20 protein-coding genes are annotated in these 19795 nt (G+C 55.3%); 11 read left to right on the top strand and 9 right to left on the bottom strand.

Annotated features, from left to right (window positions below; genetic code table 11):
• The first annotated feature begins 74 nt into the window (after positions 1 to 74).
• Complete coding sequence (locus P1X16_RS16290; RefSeq protein WP_277231107.1) at positions 75 to 2537, top strand: TonB-dependent receptor plug domain-containing protein; 2463 nt, start codon at positions 75 to 77, stop codon at positions 2535 to 2537.
• A gap of 213 nt (positions 2538 to 2750) precedes the next feature.
• Here the strand turns inward: P1X16_RS16290 and P1X16_RS16285 are convergent, their stop codons facing one another.
• Entirely contained in the window at positions 2751 to 3374 is a 624-nt protein-coding gene (locus P1X16_RS16285) for an HAD family phosphatase (protein ID WP_277231105.1), read from the bottom strand.
• Between the two features lie 141 nt (positions 3375 to 3515).
• Between P1X16_RS16285 and P1X16_RS16280 the strand changes: the two genes are divergently transcribed.
• A complete protein-coding gene (locus P1X16_RS16280; RefSeq protein WP_277231103.1) occupies positions 3516 to 3965 on the top strand; it encodes a hypothetical protein in 450 nt (149 codons plus the stop codon).
• Between the two features lie 141 nt (positions 3966 to 4106).
• Here P1X16_RS16280 and P1X16_RS16275 read toward each other — a convergent pair whose 3' ends face one another.
• Positions 4107 to 4817, bottom strand: a complete 711-nt coding sequence (locus P1X16_RS16275) for a hypothetical protein (protein ID WP_277231101.1) — start codon at positions 4815 to 4817, stop codon at positions 4107 to 4109.
• Positions 4818 to 5153: 336 nt separating this feature from the next.
• On the opposite strand from P1X16_RS16275, the gene P1X16_RS16270 reads away from it, so the two are divergent.
• The 3 genes from P1X16_RS16270 (at position 5154) to P1X16_RS16260 (ending at position 7784) form a co-directional block, all read left to right on the top strand.
• Positions 5154 to 5759: a DUF4136 domain-containing protein gene (locus P1X16_RS16270; RefSeq protein ID WP_277231099.1), complete on the top strand. Its 606-nt coding sequence runs from the start codon at positions 5154 to 5156 to the stop codon at positions 5757 to 5759.
• A 245-nt stretch (positions 5760 to 6004) separates the two neighbouring features.
• The gene (locus tag P1X16_RS16265; RefSeq protein ID WP_277231097.1) at positions 6005 to 6991 is read left to right on the top strand and encodes an ABC transporter ATP-binding protein; all 987 of its coding nucleotides are present in this window, start codon (positions 6005 to 6007) and stop codon (positions 6989 to 6991) included.
• Between the two features lie 238 nt (positions 6992 to 7229).
• The gene (locus tag P1X16_RS16260; RefSeq protein WP_277231095.1) at positions 7230 to 7784 is read left to right on the top strand and encodes a fasciclin domain-containing protein; all 555 of its coding nucleotides are present in this window, start codon (positions 7230 to 7232) and stop codon (positions 7782 to 7784) included.
• Positions 7785 to 7977: 193 nt separating this feature from the next.
• Here P1X16_RS16260 and P1X16_RS16255 read toward each other — a convergent pair whose 3' ends face one another.
• Positions 7978 to 8538: a dihydrofolate reductase family protein gene (locus P1X16_RS16255; RefSeq protein WP_277231093.1), complete on the bottom strand. Its 561-nt coding sequence runs from the start codon at positions 8536 to 8538 to the stop codon at positions 7978 to 7980.
• A gap of 78 nt (positions 8539 to 8616) precedes the next feature.
• Positions 8617 to 9042, bottom strand: a complete 426-nt coding sequence (locus tag P1X16_RS16250; RefSeq protein WP_277231091.1) for a VOC family protein — start codon at positions 9040 to 9042, stop codon at positions 8617 to 8619.
• 184 nt (positions 9043 to 9226) lie between these two features.
• On the opposite strand from P1X16_RS16250, the gene P1X16_RS16245 reads away from it, so the two are divergent.
• Positions 9227 to 10207, top strand: a complete 981-nt coding sequence (locus P1X16_RS16245) for a helix-turn-helix domain-containing protein (RefSeq protein WP_277231089.1) — start codon at positions 9227 to 9229, stop codon at positions 10205 to 10207.
• A 103-nt stretch (positions 10208 to 10310) separates the two neighbouring features.
• On the opposite strand, the gene P1X16_RS16240 is transcribed toward P1X16_RS16245, so the two are convergent.
• On the bottom strand, positions 10311 to 10607 hold the full coding sequence (locus P1X16_RS16240; protein WP_277231087.1) for a hypothetical protein: 297 nt from the start codon (positions 10605 to 10607) through the stop codon (positions 10311 to 10313).
• Between the two features lie 343 nt (positions 10608 to 10950).
• On the opposite strand from P1X16_RS16240, the gene P1X16_RS16235 reads away from it, so the two are divergent.
• From P1X16_RS16235 to P1X16_RS16225, 3 genes are all read left to right on the top strand, one after another.
• Positions 10951 to 12021 (top strand): chemotaxis protein CheB, encoded by a 1071-nt coding sequence (locus P1X16_RS16235; protein ID WP_277231085.1) that lies wholly within the window; start codon positions 10951 to 10953, stop codon positions 12019 to 12021.
• Between the two features lie 209 nt (positions 12022 to 12230).
• Positions 12231 to 12644 (top strand): response regulator, encoded by a 414-nt coding sequence (locus P1X16_RS16230; protein ID WP_277231083.1) that lies wholly within the window; start codon positions 12231 to 12233, stop codon positions 12642 to 12644.
• Positions 12645 to 12887: 243 nt separating this feature from the next.
• The gene (locus P1X16_RS16225) at positions 12888 to 13160 is read left to right on the top strand and encodes a hypothetical protein (RefSeq protein ID WP_277231081.1); all 273 of its coding nucleotides are present in this window, start codon (positions 12888 to 12890) and stop codon (positions 13158 to 13160) included.
• Between the two features lie 63 nt (positions 13161 to 13223).
• Here P1X16_RS16225 and P1X16_RS16220 read toward each other — a convergent pair whose 3' ends face one another.
• The gene (locus P1X16_RS16220; RefSeq protein ID WP_277231079.1) at positions 13224 to 13700 is read right to left on the bottom strand and encodes a hypothetical protein; all 477 of its coding nucleotides are present in this window, start codon (positions 13698 to 13700) and stop codon (positions 13224 to 13226) included.
• Positions 13701 to 14209: 509 nt separating this feature from the next.
• On the opposite strand from P1X16_RS16220, the gene P1X16_RS16215 reads away from it, so the two are divergent.
• Entirely contained in the window at positions 14210 to 15613 is a 1404-nt protein-coding gene (locus tag P1X16_RS16215; RefSeq protein ID WP_277231077.1) for a S8 family peptidase, read from the top strand.
• 183 nt (positions 15614 to 15796) lie between these two features.
• Here the strand turns inward: P1X16_RS16215 and P1X16_RS16210 are convergent, their stop codons facing one another.
• Both P1X16_RS16210 and P1X16_RS16205 read right to left on the bottom strand, forming a co-directional pair.
• The gene (locus P1X16_RS16210; protein ID WP_277231075.1) at positions 15797 to 16225 is read right to left on the bottom strand and encodes a hypothetical protein; all 429 of its coding nucleotides are present in this window, start codon (positions 16223 to 16225) and stop codon (positions 15797 to 15799) included.
• A 155-nt stretch (positions 16226 to 16380) separates the two neighbouring features.
• Positions 16381 to 17085, bottom strand: a complete 705-nt coding sequence (locus P1X16_RS16205; protein WP_277231073.1) for a DUF6624 domain-containing protein — start codon at positions 17083 to 17085, stop codon at positions 16381 to 16383.
• Between the two features lie 349 nt (positions 17086 to 17434).
• Here P1X16_RS16205 and P1X16_RS16200 point away from each other — a divergent pair, with 349 nt between their 5' ends.
• Positions 17435 to 19066, top strand: a complete 1632-nt coding sequence (locus P1X16_RS16200; protein WP_277231071.1) for an amidohydrolase — start codon at positions 17435 to 17437, stop codon at positions 19064 to 19066.
• 105 nt (positions 19067 to 19171) lie between these two features.
• On the opposite strand, the gene P1X16_RS16195 is transcribed toward P1X16_RS16200, so the two are convergent.
• Positions 19172 to 19678 (bottom strand): hypothetical protein, encoded by a 507-nt coding sequence (locus P1X16_RS16195; protein ID WP_277231069.1) that lies wholly within the window; start codon positions 19676 to 19678, stop codon positions 19172 to 19174.
• Between the last annotated feature and the right edge of the window lie 117 nt (positions 19679 to 19795).

The raw sequence follows: 19795 nt of genomic DNA, 5'->3' as shown, positions 1-19795 counted from the left end.
GCGTTGTGGGATCGGGCCCTGTCTATGCGAGGCCTGATTAAGCCTATCGTTGCTTGCTATGCTTACTCTTTTCTATGAAGCGTTACCTTTTTTCTATTCTGGTGCTAGTAAGCGCCTGCGTTTTATCAACAGCGTTTCAGGGGCCACCCGATGCTTTTATTGAGCTGATAATAAAGCAGCTCACTCGGTTCTATGCCAGCACCTATCCCGAGAAAAGCTACCTGCAGTTCGACAAAGACACGTACGCCGCCGGCGAGACCGTGTGGTTTAAGGCTTACTTGGTTGAGGGCTCCAGCCACATGCCCGACACGCTTAGCCGGGTGCTATACGTAGACTTGCTGGCGCCCAACCAGAAAGTGGTGCAGCAACGGGTGCTGTCCTTGAAAGGCGGCACGTCGCCGGGTGATTTTCAACTGGCTGATAGTTTGCAGCAGGGCACCTACACGGTGCGGGCCTATACCAGCTGGATGCGCAATGCTGGCACCGGCTACTTTTTCACGCGTCCGCTCACCGTCTGGTCGAACACAACGGAAGTTGCCAGCAGGCCCGGCCGACGACCAGCTACTACTCCAACTACCAACCCGCCTGCTTCTAGGTGGCTGGATGTGCAGTTTTTTCCCGAGGGCGGCCAGTTCGTAGCGGGCCTGACGAGTATAGTGGGAGTCAAAGCCACCGACTCCTACGGCATGGGAGTGGATATACAAGGCGTGATACAGGACGAAGCCGGACAGGTAGTAACCGAGTTTCGCAGCGAGCATCTTGGCATGGGACGATTTCAGCTCAAGCCCGAAGCAGGCAAGCGCTATGTAGCTGTGGTGCGCCAACCCGACGGGCAACGCGTGCGGCATGAGCTACCGGCAGCGCAGCCCACCGGCTTTACCATGCGCGTGCTACAGCTGTCGAGCAGCTACCAAGTGGCTATTCAGTGCAAACTACCACCCAACACCCCAGCCGAGCGTATTACGGTGGTGGGGCATGTGCGGGGCCAAGTGGTGTACGCGGGGCAAGGTGAAATCAGCGACGGCAACACCTTCTCGACCAACATTCCGAAAGACCGGTTTCCGGGCGGAGTGGTGCACTTCACGCTTTTCGACAGCAAGCAAATGGCCCGGTGCGAGCGGCTAGCTTTCACCAACTCTAGCCCTGGCCTGCGCATCAATTTGCAACCCGACAAACCTAGCTACGGCCCGCGCGAAAAGGTGACGGTGAACGTGGCCGTAACCGACGAAGCGGGCCGGCCGGCACCGGGTCAGTTCTCCTTGGCCGTCAACAGCACCGTCCTGGTGCCCCTCGACTCTAGCGCCACCGATATCCGCACGCATTTGCTGCTCACTTCCGACCTGCATGGCACTGTGGAGCAACCCGGCTACTACTTCCGCAATCAGAAGCCCGACACCCGGCAGGCCCTCGACAACCTGCTGCTCACGCAAGGCTGGCGGCGCTTTGTCTGGAAGCCGTTGCTAGCCAATAAACTCGGTTCGTTTCCGTACCCGCTGGAGCAGACGCTGGCCTTGAGTGGCCAAGTTTTTGGCAACAAACAAGTACCCGCAAAGGGCATTAACGTGTCGCTGTTCCGCTTTGGGTCGGCGCAGGACATTACGCAAGCACCGACCGATTCGGCAGGGCGCTTCTTGTTCATGGGCTTCACCGGCCGCGACACGGCCCGGCTGCTCGTGCAAGTGCCCTCGCAAAAAGGGTTGCGCAACCCCAACGTTAAGCTCGACAGACGCATAATAGAGCCCAGCAAAACGCCGACCCGCCCGCTCCCCGATGCCGCGCCGGTCCGGGAGACTTTCCTGACCAGCAGCAAACGGCAGCAAGTGGTAGAGCGGCAATACAGCCCCGATGCCAAAACCATCTTGCTCGGCAACGTGACGGTGAAAGGCAAGAAGCCCGTACAACCCGATTCGCGCCGCATCTATGGGCAGGCCGATGTAGTGCTGAAAACCAAGGATATTCCGGCAGCCAGCAGCTACACCAACGTGTTGCAGCTACTGCAAGGCCGAGTAGCGGGCGTTTCCGTTACGGGCAACCCGATGAATATGAATGTGCAGATCCGCGGGCTGGGCACCCCGCTGTTTCTGATTGACGGTATTCCGGTTGATGTTGACGCACTTAATTCCATCCCGGTAACCGATGTAGAAAGTGTGGAGGTGCTTAAAGGAGCTTCCGCCGCTATTTATGGCTCCCGGGGCGGAGGCGGCGTTATCGCCATCTTCACCAAGCGCGGCAGCCCCGACTACGACTTCTCTAATGATCCGGCCCGGCCGGGGATACAGCCCTATACCATGCCGCGGTTCTACCAGGCCCGCGAGTTCTACGCCCCCACCTACGCCAACACCAAAAACGCCTCCATACCTGACTTTCGCAGCGCCACCCTCTTCTGGAGCCCTACCGTCCGCACCGACGCCAACGGCCAGGCTACCCTCTCCTTCTACACTTCCGAAGAGGCGGGCCCTTTCCGCATGACGCTCGAAGGAATTTCCAATGCGGGCTCACCCGGCCACGGCACCGGTAGCTTCCAGGTAAACAAGTAAGCAGTGAGGCTAGCTGTGTAGTCAGCTAATCTCACTGCTCATTTGCTGGCGAGTGGATGCTTATGTAGAGACGCGACACTTCGTGTCTTGTCGTTGAACAACCAACCATGGGCAGTACCAACAACGTCAGCAACGACAAGACGCGAAGTGTCGCGTCTCTACATTACACGATGCCTTGGCAGCCCATAACACTGTTAAGCAAGTCTGTGTGTGCTACGGCAGCACTTGGTAGGTCTGGAGTTCGGTGCGCAGCTGCTCGGGCGAGTGAAAGTGCACGGTGTGCAGCCCCACGGCTTGCGCGGCCAGAATGTTGCGCTCGTTGTCGTCGATGAACACAGCTTGCTGGGGGTCGATGGCGTAGCGAGTCAGCAAGAGGTGGTAGAAATCGGGGAAGGGCTTGCGCGACTTTTCGGTGCCCGATACCACTATGCCTTCAAACCAATGCAAAAACTCGAACTGCTCTAGCGCAATGGGGAAAGTTTCGGCCGACCAGTTGGTGAGGGCATACAAGCGGTACCGGCCACTCGCCCGCAGCTCGGTCAGGATGTCGACTGTGCCTTGGATGGCGCCACCAAGCATTTCCGACCAGCGGCCGTAGAAGTGCTCGATCATCTCGCGGTGCTCGGGATGCTTGGCTACCAGAAACGCAGTAGCATCGGCCAGGCTGCGGCCGGCGTCTTGCTCCTCGTTCCAGTCGGGAGTGGTGACAGTTTCGAGAAACGTGTTCATTTCCTGCTCGTCGGTGAACAGCTTGCGGTACAGGTAGCGCGGGTTCCAATCGATGAGCACGCCGCCAAGGTCGAAGACGATAGTGGTAATCTGGGGAGAATCAGCCATGGATACAAAGTTTACAAGCAATGATAGGCAAGATTTGTCTACGTATGCCAGCAGAAGCTTACGATACGTTGTACAGTACAGCCGGCTGCTAGTCGTTCTTGTCACCACTATCGTACACAGCTTTTAGTTACTTTGCCCTTTATGAAACTACTCTCCACTGCACTTATCCTGTCCGCATCTGTACTCTTCGTTGGCTGCAAAGACGACGATTCTGAGTCGGGTTCAAGCGTAATACCCAACTACTCCACGGCTATTATGGTGAGTGAGGGAGGGGCGCCGCCTTACACGCTAGGAGAAGTGCAGATTGGAGCAACCCAATATCGAGGTACGCAGGCATCTTTCGATGTTAGTGGCAAGCTTCAGAGCGGGCCTATTATTTCCTTGTCTTTCTCTCAAACGTCGCGCACGACAACCGGCGCCGATATAACAGACGTAGTTTCGGCCCGGATAAATACGATTACCAACGCCACGCAGGCTACCGGCACCACCAAACGCGACCCTAAAACAAACATGGTTTCGGGTACCTTCTCGTGTGTTTTCCCAGATGGTCTAACCGTGGATGGCACTATCGACGGCCTGCAACTGCGCTAACAAAGCCATTCTCCACAACATCTACTTTGTCAGTTGTCAGGCATACCAAATAAAAATCTCGCCTTGCTTAGAGGCGAGTTTTTTATTTGGCAACATCTTTATAATCAAATGTTGAATCAGACGCACTTGCTGTACAACAGCCTACTTGCGACAGTACGGAAAATTAGGCACCGCGGCGCGCACTAAGCTTTGAGTTAGGCGGTCTGGCTTTAAGGCGGCGTTGCCGGTACCCTCAAAGTCGAGGCGCCACGCTAGCTGGTTGGCCCGGCAGTCGTAGAGCATTAGGCTGGTGGTGGCTTGACTGACCGGAATAACCGACTGCTGGTTGCCGATGAGGGGCTCGTTGAGCATCAGGCGCGCCGCCAGCCCTAGCACATTGGGGAGGGGCTGGTAAAGCACGGTTTGCCCCGATAACACTGCATCGACACCTAGCGCCTGCTCCACCTCCTTCAGGGTATGATCGGGAAAGTTCTCGTAGGTGATGCCGGCTTGCTGCAACAGGCGGTTGGTTTCGCGCACATCCTGAAACTGCACCGTATAGCCGCGAGCCGGCTTTTGCGCCTGCAACTGGGTATAGAGCAGCTCTTGTAGTTGAAAGGCCATCTGGCGACTTTCCTGTTGTTGCCGGACGGTCCACTCCTGCTTCATGCGCTGCTGGGTGGCCACGGTCGTGTCGGTGCCAGCATAGCGAATATCACTCAGACGGATCCGGTCCTGCTCTACTTCAAAAGGCAGAATGGCAACGGTGCGGTGCGTAGCCAACGCCACGTCGTTGAGGGTTTGGACGGTGGAGCGCGCAGGAGCGCAAGAGGCCAGCAGCCCGACGAGGAAAATCAGCAGAAAACGTATCATCTGCTCAAAGAGAATGAGGTGCTACAATAGGTTGTATGAAGCCCCAACTAGCAACAAAAATACCAAGCTCTTGGCGTGTGTTCAACGGCTGCGTTTATTGTCGATTTGCCGTGGCGCTTCAGCAAACCGGTGCCACCTAATTCGGCGGGTAAAAGCGCGCCAACGCCCGATGCCGCCGCAGTATGCAGCAGAGCGAAGCTCGACATGACCCATTGACTACAAGCTCATCCTTAGTGTTTTCTCGGAAGGATACAACCTGAACTCGGCTATAACTTCTACCCTCTTCAGCAGGTATAGCCTAAGAATTCACTCCTCATGCCACACTCCACAACCACTATGAAAACAACTTTGCACGCAGCCCTTTTGCTGCTACTTGGGCTGCTGAGCGCCTGTTCGTCGGGCGTCACGGTCCAACAAAAACCGGGCGTCGATTTCAGTCGCTACCGCACTTACGACTTCGCTAAAACCGAGGTGAAATCAGCTAATTCCCAGAACCCGATCTACCAAAGCAGCCTCAACGACGAAACTATCCAGAGTGCTATTAAATCGGAGCTAACCAAGCGCGGTATTCAGCAGGTGCAGGGCCGGGGGCGCCCAGATTTCTACGTGACGTATCACCTCTACATCGAGGAAGCCGAGCGGACGATTCCGAACCCACCAACGCCAGGCTATGCCTATCCTTATTCCATGGCGTATCGGGGCCGGTATTTGCCCATCAACTACGGCTATTTCTACACTTCCCCTTTCTACAACACTGGCTACAGCACCCAAACCTACAACGAAGGCACCCTTATTCTAGACTTCGTTGATGCCCGCACCCACAACATGGTGTGGCGCGGCTCAATGGCCGACCCTATTAGCAACCCTGCTAAAATAGGCCCCGAATTCGCCCGAGCTGCCAAGGAGATTCTAGAGAAATTTCCGGTAGGAGAGAAAAACTAACGCCTCGGAAAAGGTAAGTAGAAGCCCCGCTCAGACACTGAGCGGGGCTTTTAGTTGATATGCCTACCGGCGCCACTGGCTGTGTTCCGAGCCTTATGCCTAGCTTGCTGTCCCGCGCATACGCAAGCTAGGCTTGATTTTACCCGATGCCTCCACGGATTCTTGTCGGGCCCTGGCATTTGGGCTTCCACAATCCAGACTACTTGCGGTTATTCATTTTTGTCTACAGGCTTTCTTCTACCCGCATGAGTTGGTTAAGCGTATCGAATGTTTCATTGCAAGAGAAAGGAAACGTCGCCTTACAGGAAGTCAGCTTCACGCAGCAGCAGTTCCAGAAACTAGCCATTGCCGGGGAAACCGGAGCCGGCAAAAGCACCCTTCTGCAAATCATAGCCGGTCTGATTCAGCCCACCGCCGGTGAGGTTCGCTTCATTGGCGAGCGGGTGCGGGGCCCCGTCGAGAAGCTGGTACCAGGGCATCCGGGCATTGCGTATTTGTCGCAGCATTTCGAGCTGCCGAAGTTTTTGCGGGTCGAGCAAGTCTTGCGCTACGCCAATACGTTTCGGGTGGAAGACGCCAACACGCTGTATGACGTATGCCGCATCAGTCACTTAGCGGGGCGCCAAACCAACCAACTCTCGGGTGGCGAACGGCAGCGCATAGCCCTGGCCCGGCTGCTGCTGACCTCCCCCAAATTGCTGCTCCTCGACGAGCCTTTCTCCAACCTCGACCGGGTGCACAAGCACATCCTGAAATCGGTAATCGAAGACATCGGCAACCAGCTCGGCATTACTTGCCTGCTGATTTCGCACGACCCCACCGATACGTTGTCGTGGGCCGATACGATTTTGGTGCTCAAAGGCGGCCAGCTTGTCCAGCAAGGTTCCCCCGAGCAGATTTACCGCCAGCCCGTCGACGAGTACACGGCCTCCCTTTTCGGCGACTACAACCTGATAACTGGGACGTCGGTAACGGCCTTCGCCAAATTGGCAAACAGCAAGGGTAAGCCCAAAAGCAAGCAGCTACTAGTCCGGCCGGAAGCCTTTCAATTAAACGCCGCAACGGGTGGCCAAACTGGTTCCGTGCAAGCAGTTCGTTTCTACGGCAGTTACTCTGAGCTGGACGTGGACTTGTTGGGTACCAGTGTAACTATAAAGACCAGTGAAACTGGTTTCGAGCCCGGCAATGAGGTGCGCGTTTCACTGCCAACTGCCGGGGTCTGGTTCGTGTAGCCAAATAGGATGCTTCCGTAAGGCCTCTGCAAGTAAGCTGCGCTGCATTTCCCTAGTTCTATCTGTTATTCAACACCTTCTTTCGACTCGGATTCTAGGCGTGCTATCAAATTAATATAAGATTAAAAGGGTAGCCGAGGCCAACAACATTATGGCAATCGTAGAACCTTCTGATAGTCTACTGTTTAGGTTGGGTGTGTTTCGAACACGCGCTATGTTTCACCCCATCCCTACTTACATGAAAAAGCAAACTTTCTTTTCGCTTCTATTAGGTTGCGTTGTGTCCTTGGGCGGTGCCCAACTCGCTACGGCCCAAACCGCCGCTTCAGCGACGGCAGGCACATCAGCTTCGGGTGCCTCTACCGGCAAAGACTTGGCTGGTAGCGCCGCCTTGTCGCCCAATCACACCACGCTCCTGAAAGCCTTGCAAGCTGCTGGCTTGGCAGAGCAAGCAAAAGGCGCCGGCCCGTACACCGTATTCGCCCCCGACAACGCCGCCTTCGAGAAAATACCCGCCGAAACGATGGCCACGCTGCTGAAACCGGCCAGCAAAAAGCAGCTCGCCAAAATCCTGAGCTACCACGTAGTATCCGGCAACGTTATGGCAGCCGATCTGAAAGACGGCCAGGTACTTAAAACTGTACAAGGCGAGTCGTTGACGGTGGGCGTGCAGGGTGGTACGGTAACCATCAAAGATGCCAAAGGCGGCACTGCTACTGTCACCCAACCCGACATCAAAACCACCAACGGCGTGGTGCACTCCATTGACACCGTATTGATGCCTGCCAAGTAAGCGGCAGCCCATCCTAGCTTCCACACAAAAAGGTCGCTCCAAGTTGGAGCGACCTTTTTTACATTAGGTGCAGAAACCACCAATTTCAGCACCTGGCAACACACTACCTGATTAGCCCTCAACCCCTTAGGCAAAAGTGAAGTGCGAATAACTTCTAGCTGAAGGCCCTGCCATTCGCACTAAGCAAAACCCGCTATTCTCCTTGGCTGTCTGCCTCCGCGGGCGCCAACTGATACGTAAGGACCATGACACCTGTGCTGGTGGTTTGGGTGCCGAGCAACTGCATGTTGGCTTGGCTGCCTTCCTCGAAAAGCTTCTTGCCACTGCCCACTACCACCGGATGCACCATAAGCTGATACTCGTCGATGAGGTTGTGCTGCAGCAGGTAGCGCACCAACTCGGCGCTGCCATAGAGCAAGATGTTTGCACCGGGCTGCTGCTTGAGTTGTGCCACTTCCTGCGCCACGTCGCCTGGCAGGATGCTGGCATTCCACTCCGCGGTTTGCAGGGTTCGGGAAGCTACGTACTTGGGAAGGCTGTTCATGCGGTCGGCAAAGCCATCCTCGTCTTTCATACCCGGCCAGGCAGAGGCAAATCCCTCGTAGGTGACGCGGCCTAGCAGCAGGGCGTCGCTAGAGAAATTGAGGTTGCGCTGAAGCTTGGCGAGGTCTTCGTCCCAATAAGGCACCGTCCAAGCGGGGTTTTCCATCACGCCGTCGAGCGACAAGTAGATGGCTGCAATTACTTTTCTCATAAGTTGATGCGTAAGAATACTAGTGGTACAGTAGGCGGGCGCAGCACAGCCTATTGCTTTGCTTTAGTGGCTATTACGTTACTGCCCCGCCTCGTTTTTGTCGTAGTTGAGCATCCAGCTTATGCCGAACTGGTCGGTGAACATGGCAAACTTGGCGCTCCAGAACGTGTCGGCTAGCGGCATCGTCACGTTGCCGCCTTCGGTTAGCCTGGCATAGTAGCTTTCGATTTCCTCGTCGCTGCCACAGTTCAAGCTCAAGGCCACGTTGTTGCCTTCCATGACTGGCTGAGAACCGGCATCAGAGCCAAACAACACTATATTTTCATTTTCCAAGCGGGCGTGCAACACTCCATCTTGCGCATCGGCGGGCACGTGTTCGGCGGCAGGCGTACCGGTAAACGTCTGGATATCCAGCTGGCCGCCAAGGCATTGCTGATAAAACTGCATGGCTGCGCGGCAATTGTCTTTGAAGATGAGGTAAGGGGTTAGTTGAGGCGTTTTCATGGAAAAGGATGAAGTAGTAAAAGGAAAGTGTGGTCGGAATATCAACTAATCTTCTTAGCTTGACCAGCCGTTAACCCGGCCCCGTCTCCAACAAAATTAGCAAAGCCTAGCCCCGCCCGCCGGGGGCAAATGCGACTATCTGCGGGTTGATTACGACACTTCATCATCCTAGCTTTAGCCCACCATGAAGCGCATCTCTATTCTGGTTCCTAAGGGAGCTGTATTGGGCAGCATCGAAGGCCCACGCTTAGTGTTCACGGAGGTAAATGCCTTGCTCAAGCGCATGGGCAAGCAGCCCTTGTTTGAGGTTCAGCTAGTTGGCCTGGCAGTTGAAACGCCCGTGTGCGGCGGCATGTACACCATCAGCACGGCCACCCTAACCGCCGATATCACCAAAACCGACTTGGTGGTTATTCCGGCCCTCGACGGCGACTTGGGGCAGGCGCTAGAAGTCAACAAAGAGTTTATTCCCTGGATTATCAGCCAGTACAAACAGGGCGCGGAAGTAGCTAGCTTGTGCTTGGGCGCGTTTCTGCTGGCGTCCACTGGCCTCATCAAGGGCCGGCAGTGCACCACTCACTGGGCCGCCGTAGCAGATTTTCGGCGCATGTTTCCGGATGTGGAGCTCGTTGAAAACAAGCTTATCACCGACGAGCACGGCATTTATTCTAGCGGCGGAGCTTTCTCCTACCTCAATCTGGTGCTGTATCTGATTGAGAAGTACGCGGGCCGGGAAATGGCAGTCCTGTGCGCTAAGGTTTTCCAGATCGATATCGAGCGGGTCAGCCAGTCGGCCTTTATTGTGTTTCAGGGCCAGAAAGAGCACGGCGACGACCTAGTGAAAAAGGCGCAGACCTACATCGAGGACAACTACCAGGAAAAGATAACCATCGACCAGCTAGCCGATATGCTGGCCTTAGGGCGGCGCAACCTGGAGCGGCGCTTCAAGAAAGCCACCGCCAACTCGGTGGTCGAATACATTCAGCGGGTGAAAATTGAGGCTGCTAAAAACAGCCTGGAATCGTCGCGCGAGAACGTGAATGAGGTGATGTACAACGTGGGCTACACCGACCCCAAAGCCTTCCGCGTAACGTTCAAGCGTATCACGGGCCTTTCGCCCATGCAATACCGCAGCAAATACAACCGCGCGAAAGTGGAAGTCTAAACCAGACTTGACCATTGACCAACGTGCTGCCACTAGCAATGCAAACAAAAAGGCCGCCCTTATCGGGGCGGCCTTCTTAGCAGCTATACAAAGCGGCACTACACTACATCGAGCCACTCGTGGAAGTGGCCGATTTCGTTTTCGACTTCTTAACGCGGGCTTTTTTGGCAGCCTTGGTTTCCGTAGCAGAACCGCTAGTGGTGCTGGCTTCTTTGTCGCTGGCGGGTTGGGTGTTGCTGGAGGGCAGTGTGCCCGTTGAGCCTGGGGGTTGCGCCGGTGGCGACGACTGTGGGCTGGTCGTGCCATTGACAGTAGGCGTAGTGCTCGGTGTGGTAACTTGAGCGGAAGCGGCCGTGACGCTCAGCGCCAAGGCAGCAGCAAAAGCAAATGCAGTTTTCATAGCGGGTTGATTAGCAAGAACAATCCAGCGCCACAAGTTGGCGCTTCCTTAGCATACGGGCCCAAGCGAACCTTGTTTTGCTTTTAGCTTAGCTACCTTTTTCCAGATTCTAAAAGGGGCTTTTTGGTAGTAGAAAATCTACGTTTGGTCTCTTTTCGCTTGGCATACGTAAATAGGTAGTATCACTACCCGTGCTTGTTGACCGCGCCTTCGTCATCTCCGCAGCTTCGGGCAGTATTCCTAGAGCTTTTACCTTGCGCACGCGGTATAGGTATAGGTATAGGTATAGGTATAGGTATAGGTATAAGGTCTTCTTATACAATACGCTTTCAACTACACCCTCATGGCAACAGCGAAAAGGAAGACTCGTTCCCAACCGAAACGAGACATTGTAGTCATTGGTGCCTCCTCGGGCGGGATAACGGCGCTGCTAGAGCTTGTTAAAAACTTGCCTGCTGATTTTCCGGCTTCCGTTTTTGTGGTGCAGCACCTCGCTCCTTACGCGCACAGCGTGTTGCCGCAGCTCATGAGCCACGTATCAGCGCTGCCGGTGAAGCATCCGACCGATGGTGAAAAGGTGCAGCCGGGCACCATCTACGTAGCCCCTCCCGACCACCACCTGCTGATCGAAAACGACAAGGCCTTGGTGAAGCGTGGGCCCAAGGAAAATCGGTTTCGTCCTTCCGTAGATGCACTGTTTCGCTCGGCTGCTTACGGCTATGGTTCCCGCGTTATTGGGGTGGTCCTCACGGGGTACCTCGACGACGGCACTTCGGGTTTGTGGTGCGTGCAGCGCCTAGGCGGCGTAACGGTGGTGCAAGACCCGCAGGATGCCGCCTCTCCCGCCATGCCCACCAATGCCCTAGAATTTGTGGAAGCCGATCATATAGTGCCCTTGGCCGGGTTGGCGGCCTTGTTGGTGGAGCTTACCACTCAGCCCGCTTCGGCTCAACCTCGGGTTACGAAAACCGATTTAGACCGCATCGAAATCGAGCTAACCATTGCCAAGCAAGACGGCGCCTTCGAAATGGGCATCATCGACAAAGGAGAGCTTACGCCTTTCACCTGTCCTGATTGCCACGGCGCCCTCACCAAGCTCATCGAAGGCAAACTGATTCGCTTCCGCTGCCATACCGGGCACGCCTATACCATCAGCGCGTTGCTATCGGAGCTAACCGAGTCGGTGGAAAGCATGCTCTACCAGTCGATGCGGGGTCTGGAGGAAAGCAAAATGTTGTTGCAGAGCTTAGGCGACTATTTTGCCAAGGAAGGCCAGCAACAGGTAGCCAATATATTTCTTACCAAAGCCAAGCAAACGGGCCGCCAAGCCCGCGTCGTGCACGACTCTATTTTCGACCACGATATCCTCAGCGGCGATATAGCCCCTCACACTAAGAAGAGGAAGCAGCCCTAGCCCCCTGTACATTAACTAGTAAAGAGCAACTTTAACTCGCACGGGCCATACCAACTTTGGAAGGTTGGAGTTGAACCATGCTATAAAGAAAAATAGGCTTTAACTCTGTGCTTCGTGTATTTGCACCCTTGATGCCGTATCTCGCGTATCTTCTACCAACCTAAGTAGCCCTCTGCCGCGCCAGATGGTTGTATTCCTGCAGTGCCAGTATGCCTAAGATTTCCTCTGTTCTGTTAGTTGACGACGACTCAACCACGAACTTCTTGAATGAGTTGATGCTGCGCAAAATGGCAGTTGCCGACAAACTACTTATAGCCCGGAACGGGAAAGAGGCTCTGGATGTGCTGCTAGAGCACTGCGAGAACCCCGACTCAAGCTGTCCGATGCTTGTCTTTCTGGACATCAAAATGCCCGTCATGAATGGGTTCGAATTTTTGGAGGTTTATGCGCAGCTACCTTGGGCGCAACAACGGAACACAGTTATTGTGATACTTACCACCTCGCTCCACGACCGTGACACGGAACGGGCCCAACGGCTTCACGTGGCGGACTTTATCAGCAAACCTCTTACCTCCGAGAAGGTCACAACTATTCTGGAAAAGCACTTTTCGCAAATGCATTAGTCCTGCCTGTAGGAGCCCTAGGGCCGCAATAGCTCAACCGGCGGCCATAGAGTTGCCCCTGCTGTAAGCAAGAGCAATACTGCCAAACGTTGAGTTTGGTAGCGGCCGACGAGCTAATAAAGCAACCTAGAAAGCAGGCATTCAAGCTCGTGTGTAGGGATACGGCCTTGGCCTGGCAGCCAACAAGGGCTTTTCTTTCTGCGTAGGACAGGTATTTCACATACTACCCTAGCAAGCTGCACCATGGCCCAAGATCAAAACTCCAACGTTGATAGAAGCTGGGAAACACCCGGTGGCCTCTCGCCCATTCCCAAAGAAGAACTCCACCGCATGCTGGACGAGGAGAACGTCAACAACGATAACCTAGCCGAAAAGACGGCCGGCCTCGCCGACAAGCTCCGCGAAATCTACGAGCAGTCGTCGGGAATTACGCTAAGGCCCGAGGATATGGAAGGCTTTCGGGGTTTGGTAAGCCGCGAGGCCGTTAAATGGATATCAGGTAATCCCCACGTATAATCTAAGCTGCAGGAAGCGGGCCATCTTGGCCCGCTTTTTTAGTGGGCAGCCTCGGTTCTGCCCTTATAGCAAGTGCAATTGATACTCGGTGGCTAGCTCGGCAAAAGGGTCTTGCTGGTGCGGGTCAAGAAAATAAACGGCCACGTTCAAGTCGTAAGCACTTGCGAGCAGCACCCGGAAGCGGCGAAGGTAGAACACGAAATGTCCCTTTTCGCGCAACCCGGTAGTAGTTAGACTAATGAGCTGCCGCCAGCTTTCCAAAGGCAACACCGTAGCGCCAGGAAGCTCCAGATAGAAGGCCTCGCTGTTGCGAAACAGGGCAGCAAACAAGGCCACAAACTTCTCTTCTTCACGAAGGTAAAAACGGTACTCCTGAAGCGAGTTGAAGACACTGAAACTGATGGTATCGGTAGCAGCTTCTTCCACGCTTAACCAGTGGTCGTGGATAGATAGTATCCGTTTCTGAATGCCGTCTTCAGGTGTGAGGTCACCTTCTTCGGCAAGCTTCTCGAATAGCGCTGTTACGGCTGGTTCTAGCATAGGTCGTGATATAGCAAGCAGAAATTAGCTATGGCCATGAGTACGCAGTTACTCTAGTGCAGGCCGTTTAGGCGGGGTTTTCAGGCCGGGGTTTTGTGGCTAATTGCCGCCCCCTGAAGCGGGCCTTTTAAGCGGCTACAATTGCCTAAAAAACAAGTGCAAAAAGCTTTAGAGAAGCCCGCGCCGGGCTTTCTTGAAAGTACCGCATTTACGCTTGAAAAAGAAGGGCTTTTCTCGCCCTACTAAAGCAAAGAATTTTGAGCCCCGAGAAGAGCTCATTTTATATAGAATTATACCTATTTAATTAATATCAGCATAATAAATAACGAAAATATGCAAGTCACAAATACTGCCAATGTTTCTTATCCTTTCTTCATTTATCCTCCTAAACTTACAACCGGGCTAAACGGAAAATCCCTGTAGCATATAGAAATTGTTCTATGTACAGCAGCCTTTCTCCGCTTATCCACGCTTTCCTTTCCGTTCACTAACACCACTACCACTCAATCATGAAGTCAAACAACTCCTCGTTTACGCGCAAGTCTTGGCTGGCTGCCAGCCTCGTATCGGCTCTTGCTTTAGGAAGCTGCGAAACCAATCTGGAAGCTCCTGACTCCGACAGCGTAGCGCAAAGTGATACGTCTAATGCCTATGGCGAGTCGGGGAAAGATTTCGTTGCCAACGAAGTACTGGTTAAGTTCAAGCCGGGCCAGTCGGAAACAGCGAAAAGCAACGCACTGGCGCGCATCAGCGGCCGGGTTTCCGAGAAGATTCTCACTAAAGCCATGGAAAGACATGGCGACAAAGAAGGCTTGTTGGTAGTGCACACGCCTCTGGCGGCTATCGAAGCCCTATCCAAAATCAAAGACGGTGGCTCAGAAGTGGAGTTTGCCGAGCCTAACTACATCTACACCCACACCGCCGCTTCCACCGATCCTTACTTCACCAATGGTTCGCTGTGGGGCCTCGATGCCAAAAACGTGTATGGTAGCCAAGCCTCTACGGCCTGGGCGGCCGGCCACACCGGCTCGGCTGACGTATTCGTAGGCATCATCGACGAGGGAGTGCAGTTCGACCACCCCGATTTGGCCGGCCAGATCTGGACCAACCCCTACGACGCCGCCGACGGCGTCGACAACGATGGCAACGGCTACGTGGACGATATCCACGGCTGGGACTTCGACGGCAACAACAACTCTATCTACGACGGCACCACCCGCGGCTCTGCCGACGACCACGGCACCCACGTGGCTGGCACCATTGGCGCCAAAGCAAACAACGGCCAGGGAGTGGCCGGTGTGAACTGGAGCGTTACCATCATCTCCACCAAGTTCTTGGGCAAGCGGGGCGGCACCACTGCCAATGCCGTGAAAGCGGTTGACTACCTGAACGATCTGAAGTCGCGCCACGGCCTCAACATTATAGCCAGCAACAACTCCTGGGGTGGCGGTGGCTTCTCGCAGGCCCTCTCCGACGCCGTGAGCCGCGCCAACGACCGCAACATCCTGTTCATTGCAGCAGCCGGCAACGGCGGCAGCGACGGCGTAGGCGACGACAACGATGCGGTAGCTAGCTATCCTTCTAACCTGCCCCAGCCCAACGTAATTGCAGTAGCGGCCATCACTTCTTCGGGTGCCAAATCTAGCTTCTCCAACTACGGCGCTACCACGGTTGACATCGGTGCTCCGGGTTCGGGCATCTGGTCGAGCACTGCCTACAATATCTACGAGTCGTATAACGGTACGTCGATGGCTACGCCGCACGTAACGGGTGCCGCTGCACTGTACGCAGCTTCTCACCCCGGCTCGACTGCCGCTGCTATCAAAGCCGCCATTCTGAATAGCGCCACGCCTACGCCTTCTTTGGCTGGCAAATGCACAACTGGGGGCCGCTTGAACGTAAGCAGCTTCTAAACGAAAAAGAAAACGCTTAGCTTCCTGCTCCTCCTAACCGAAAGAGTCCCGACTTTGCAGTCGGGACTCTTTTTCTTGTGACCTCATCAGACTATGTACGCGCTGGTTTTCAAGCTACCCACCGGTCAAGTTGCAGCTTCATGTTGAGCTACAAGCCTGTGCCAACAGTCCAAGAAAGATATTTTAAACCGCTTGGCGCAGGTGCGTATCCAGCCAGAGCGCTCCACCGAGCACGAGCAAAATGATGATAGCAACTAAAAGCTGTGGGGCCACGGGCATAAACGGCGTTTCGCCATCATCCCAGGCCGAGGCACTGCGAAACAGCAGGGAAGGAAAGAAAGATAAGTAGAACAACCCGGGCAGAAAGGCGGCCATCCAGACGGCGAGCTGAGAATCCTGGCCGGGGTAGTGCCCCCACAGCAACCCCAACGATGCCACACACGCCAGTGTGATTGAAAACAACCACAAGGCGCTATGGTAGCGCGCATGCGGCAACCAGTGCGGATTGAACAAGTGGGTGTAGGGTTTCTTAACGGCGTCAAAGAACCACCCGCCAAGCGTGAGGGCGACGCCGGCAAAGGCAATCAAGACTTTTACAGTGAATACAGTCATAGGTACTGCAAGTTCGTCGGGCAAGATAGCTGCTCCGGGTCCTCCTGCTTCCACAACCATTACCTCTGCTATCGGTTCACGGCGCGTTCATATCTACTGCCTCTGCCACGCCGAAATCCATTCTCCAAGCGGTACCAGTCTCCGTGGCACCAACTCTAATGCTGGCGCATGCCCGCTGCCTGTTGTATGCGCTCCACTTCGGCCATTGTAATGGGCTTGTAGGGGATGCCTAAGCGGAGCGCGTTGGCTTCCACCGTGGAATCGAAGCCGGCTTTTTTGCGGCGCTCGTTTACGTGGGCGGCATCCTCGATGGGCCAGATAAACGAAACCTGCTCCATTTTGCCGGTGGCAGCATTGGGCACGTTGAGGCTGCGGCCCTGCGTGCCGTAGAGCTGCGGCTTCCCCTGCTGCATCAGATGCCGGTCGAGCATGCGGCCGTAGAGGGAAAAAGGCACTTCGCCTTGCTCGGCCATGCGCTTGATGAGGGGCAAGTACTGCGGAATGCGCGAGGAATGCTGAATCACGAGCAAGGCCACCTCGTTGGTGGGACTACCAACCAAGGTTTTGCCGGGGTAGCCGTACTGTTTGATGATCTGGTTGATGCGCTTAATGTTCACCGAATCGGATTCTATCATGCGCTTGGCCAAGTAGTCGGTGGCCTGCTCGGGTGGTACGCCTGCCGCCCGCACCAGCGAATCGAGGCGCGGCTTCATGGCGGGCCCACCCACAAACAACAGTCGATACCGCTGGTCTACCACTTCTATGCTGTCTAGCTCCCGTTTCAGGCGCAGGTTCAGTTTGGTTTGGCCGCTGGCCGATAAGGTCAACAGGAACAGGACTAGGAAAAACAGGTAACGCATAGCGTGCATGGTGTTGGACTAAAAAGAGCCACAGCAACTTACAACTAATTTCACCTTGACCACCAGCCGCCTTTCATGCAGCTCAAACGCTTCAGGCCGGCAGGCATTTTAAAATGTAAGGATGCTGCACCCTAAGCCGCTGCCAGGATGCGCTAGGAGAGCCCACACCTTAAGTTCTCAGCTCTGATTACTACTGCGGCCCTATATCTATTATTTACTGGAAACAACCCATGAGTAGGTTTTCAGTCGTGCTTTGACAGCATAACCGAAAGCATACGCTGCTTCATTGCCTTGCTTTACATATATTAATGTAACCTAATATTAAGACAAGGCTGAAAGCACAGGACGTATGAAAAAGTTACTGGTGGGGTTGTACGCTTTAGGACTACTCAGCACGGCGGCCCAGGGCCAACAGAAGCCCGCTGACATCGTTTTGCTGAACGGCAAGCTGTTTACTGCCGATGCCGCTCGGCCAACGGCCCAGGCGTTGGCTATTCAGGGAGACCGAATTGTGGCGGTGGGCAGCACGGCGGAAGTCAGCAAGCTGGCTGGGCCCAAGACCCGCCGCATCGACCTGCAAGGCCGCACGGTGACGCCGGGCTTCAACGATGCACACAACCATTTCTCCCCCCGGCCGCCAGGCCAGATGCTCTCCTTCAAAAGCATGGAGCCCAGTTGGGAAGAAACACGCCAAGCCCTGACCGCCGCGGCGCAACAAGCCCCCGCCGGCACCTGGATATTCGGCTCGGTGGGCGCGACAGTGATTCTCAACGAGCAAGTAAACCGCGCTACCCTCGATCAACTCGCACCGCACCATCCGGTGCTGCTGCAAGCCTACTACGGGCACGGCTACATTGCCAACTCGCTAGGCTTACAAAAGCTTGCCATTCAGGACCAGGAACCCGACCCGTTGGGCGGCTACTTCGAGCGCACCACCACGAGCCCGCACCAAGTCAACGGCCGGTTTTGGGAATACGCGCAGTGGGCACCCAGCCGCGTCCTGATGGCGCAGGTGTCGGACTCGGCGGCGCTGGCGGCGCTGCGGCAACTGTCGGATGAGGCCGTCCGGTTTGGCATCACCTCCATGCAGCTGTTTTCGTTTGTGCCCTTCAAGCGGTTTGTGCGCTTGCTCGGTCAGGCCCAGCTACCAATCCGGGTACGGGCCATTCCGTTTTCTACCACCACGCCCCAGCAGCGTGATCTGACGGAAGCGCGCCAGCTCTCGAAACTGGCTCCGCCCAACGCCAAGGTAAAAGTGAGTGGCATCAAATGGGTGCTCGATGGCACACCTTACGAGCGGGGCGCGGCGTTGCGCCAGCCCTACCAAGACCGTTCTAACTGGACCGGCAAGCTGAACTTCAGCGAAACCGAGGTGGCGCGCATGGTGCAGGAATCGTTGGACCTGAACCAGCAGCTACTCGTGCATTGCGCCGGGGGCCGCAGCGCCGAAGTGGTAATCAAAGCTCTGGAAAGCAACGGCCCGGCCGGGCGTTGGCCGGCCCGGCGCATGCGCATCGAGCACGGCGACGGCGTAGTGGCCGACCTGATACCGCGGGCCCAGGCGCTTGGGGTGATAGTGGTGCAAAACCCGATTCATTTCAGTGAGCCACAATTATTTCACCAACGTTGGGGCACGAGCATGCAGTCGCTTCGCTCGCTGGTAGCCGCCGGCATTCCGGTAGCACTTGGCTCCGATGGGCCGCTCAACCCTTTCCTGAATCTCATGCTGGCCAGCCTCACGCCGAGCAATCCGTCCGAAGCCTTGACCCGTCAGCAAGCGGTGCAGGCCTATACCTACGGTTCGGCCTTTGCCGAATTCGCTGAAACCAACAAAGGCCGGCTTGCCGTGGGCCAGTTGGCCGATGTAGTGGTCCTCTCGCAGGACATTTTCACGGTGCCGCCCCCGGAGCTCCCCAAAACCACTAGCCTCCTGACCTTCGTCGGCGGTCAGCTCGTGTATGATGCCAAGGTGCTGAAGTAGCCGCGCCGGGTTGAAGCCACGCAAGCCATACGCATCAGGCCAACAAAGACGAGCACAGAAACCCCGTGGCAGGCATACGAGCAGAGCAAGTGCTTCAGAACCCACCTATATTACTTGCCGACTAGCAGTAGTGCTAGTATTAACATGCCACCGAAGCTGCCACAGCAGCAAGCTTATTCCTATAGTTGTCAGCGCCGTGCCCACAATACCTAGCCGGACTGGCATCGGCAACGACTCGAAGGGCCACCGCAGGAAAGCCATGACTGTATTCATCAACTTGCTGTTGTAGTAATGAGTCCAGGAGCTGCTAATTGCTACCGCGAACAGCAGCAGAGGAATCAGCCAGCTTTCCCGCCGACGCCATACCACCAGCGCCGACCCGAAACAGGCAACTAGTACGGCCAAGGCCCAGGTGTATAAAGGACCGGTATAAACCCGCGTGATAAGTTCTGGTAATAGAAGTGGGTAATCCGATAAGGCCTTCATACCGCCTTGCTGATACACGTCAACCACGCCGGCCAATTGGACGGCTTGTAGCTGCTGCCCTCCAATAATCAGAAAGGGCACCGCCAACAGGTGCATGGTGAATAAGCGCCAATGGATAGGTTTCACGCGAATTGCTATGAGGTTGGTGTAAAGTAGCCCTAGAGCATGCCGTAGCACGCATCAAGATACAACCCAACACAACAGCTCATGAGTGCAGAGGCCCTGTGTGGCAGCTATTTATCT

The organism is Hymenobacter sp. YC55, assembly GCF_029433095.1.
Lineage (GTDB): Bacteria > Bacteroidota > Bacteroidia > Cytophagales > Hymenobacteraceae > Hymenobacter.
Note: the sequence above shows the minus strand (reverse complement) of the source record. Positions and strands in the feature narration are given on the sequence as shown.

What these genes read in the sequence shown, in the direction of transcription:
- P1X16_RS16290 (WP_277231107.1), top strand. Translation starts at nt 75, where the DNA reads ATGAAGCGTTACCTTTTTTCTATTCTGGTGCTAGTAAGCGCCTGCGTT.
- P1X16_RS16285 (WP_277231105.1), bottom strand. Translation starts at nt 3,374, where the DNA reads ATGGCTGATTCTCCCCAGATTACCACTATCGTCTTCGACCTTGGCGGC.
- P1X16_RS16280 (WP_277231103.1), top strand. Translation starts at nt 3,516, where the DNA reads ATGAAACTACTCTCCACTGCACTTATCCTGTCCGCATCTGTACTCTTC.
- P1X16_RS16275 (WP_277231101.1), bottom strand. Translation starts at nt 4,817, where the DNA reads ATGATACGTTTTCTGCTGATTTTCCTCGTCGGGCTGCTGGCCTCTTGC.
- P1X16_RS16270 (WP_277231099.1), top strand. Translation starts at nt 5,154, where the DNA reads ATGAAAACAACTTTGCACGCAGCCCTTTTGCTGCTACTTGGGCTGCTG.
- P1X16_RS16265 (WP_277231097.1), top strand. Translation starts at nt 6,005, where the DNA reads ATGAGTTGGTTAAGCGTATCGAATGTTTCATTGCAAGAGAAAGGAAAC.
- P1X16_RS16260 (WP_277231095.1), top strand. Translation starts at nt 7,230, where the DNA reads ATGAAAAAGCAAACTTTCTTTTCGCTTCTATTAGGTTGCGTTGTGTCC.
- P1X16_RS16255 (WP_277231093.1), bottom strand. Translation starts at nt 8,538, where the DNA reads ATGAGAAAAGTAATTGCAGCCATCTACTTGTCGCTCGACGGCGTGATG.
- P1X16_RS16250 (WP_277231091.1), bottom strand. Translation starts at nt 9,042, where the DNA reads ATGAAAACGCCTCAACTAACCCCTTACCTCATCTTCAAAGACAATTGC.
- P1X16_RS16245 (WP_277231089.1), top strand. Translation starts at nt 9,227, where the DNA reads ATGAAGCGCATCTCTATTCTGGTTCCTAAGGGAGCTGTATTGGGCAGC.
- P1X16_RS16240 (WP_277231087.1), bottom strand. Translation starts at nt 10,607, where the DNA reads ATGAAAACTGCATTTGCTTTTGCTGCTGCCTTGGCGCTGAGCGTCACG.
- P1X16_RS16235 (WP_277231085.1), top strand. Translation starts at nt 10,951, where the DNA reads ATGGCAACAGCGAAAAGGAAGACTCGTTCCCAACCGAAACGAGACATT.
- P1X16_RS16230 (WP_277231083.1), top strand. Translation starts at nt 12,231, where the DNA reads ATGCCTAAGATTTCCTCTGTTCTGTTAGTTGACGACGACTCAACCACG.
- P1X16_RS16225 (WP_277231081.1), top strand. Translation starts at nt 12,888, where the DNA reads ATGGCCCAAGATCAAAACTCCAACGTTGATAGAAGCTGGGAAACACCC.
- P1X16_RS16220 (WP_277231079.1), bottom strand. Translation starts at nt 13,700, where the DNA reads ATGCTAGAACCAGCCGTAACAGCGCTATTCGAGAAGCTTGCCGAAGAA.
- P1X16_RS16215 (WP_277231077.1), top strand. Translation starts at nt 14,210, where the DNA reads ATGAAGTCAAACAACTCCTCGTTTACGCGCAAGTCTTGGCTGGCTGCC.
- P1X16_RS16210 (WP_277231075.1), bottom strand. Translation starts at nt 16,225, where the DNA reads ATGACTGTATTCACTGTAAAAGTCTTGATTGCCTTTGCCGGCGTCGCC.
- P1X16_RS16205 (WP_277231073.1), bottom strand. Translation starts at nt 17,085, where the DNA reads ATGCGTTACCTGTTTTTCCTAGTCCTGTTCCTGTTGACCTTATCGGCC.
- P1X16_RS16200 (WP_277231071.1), top strand. Translation starts at nt 17,435, where the DNA reads ATGAAAAAGTTACTGGTGGGGTTGTACGCTTTAGGACTACTCAGCACG.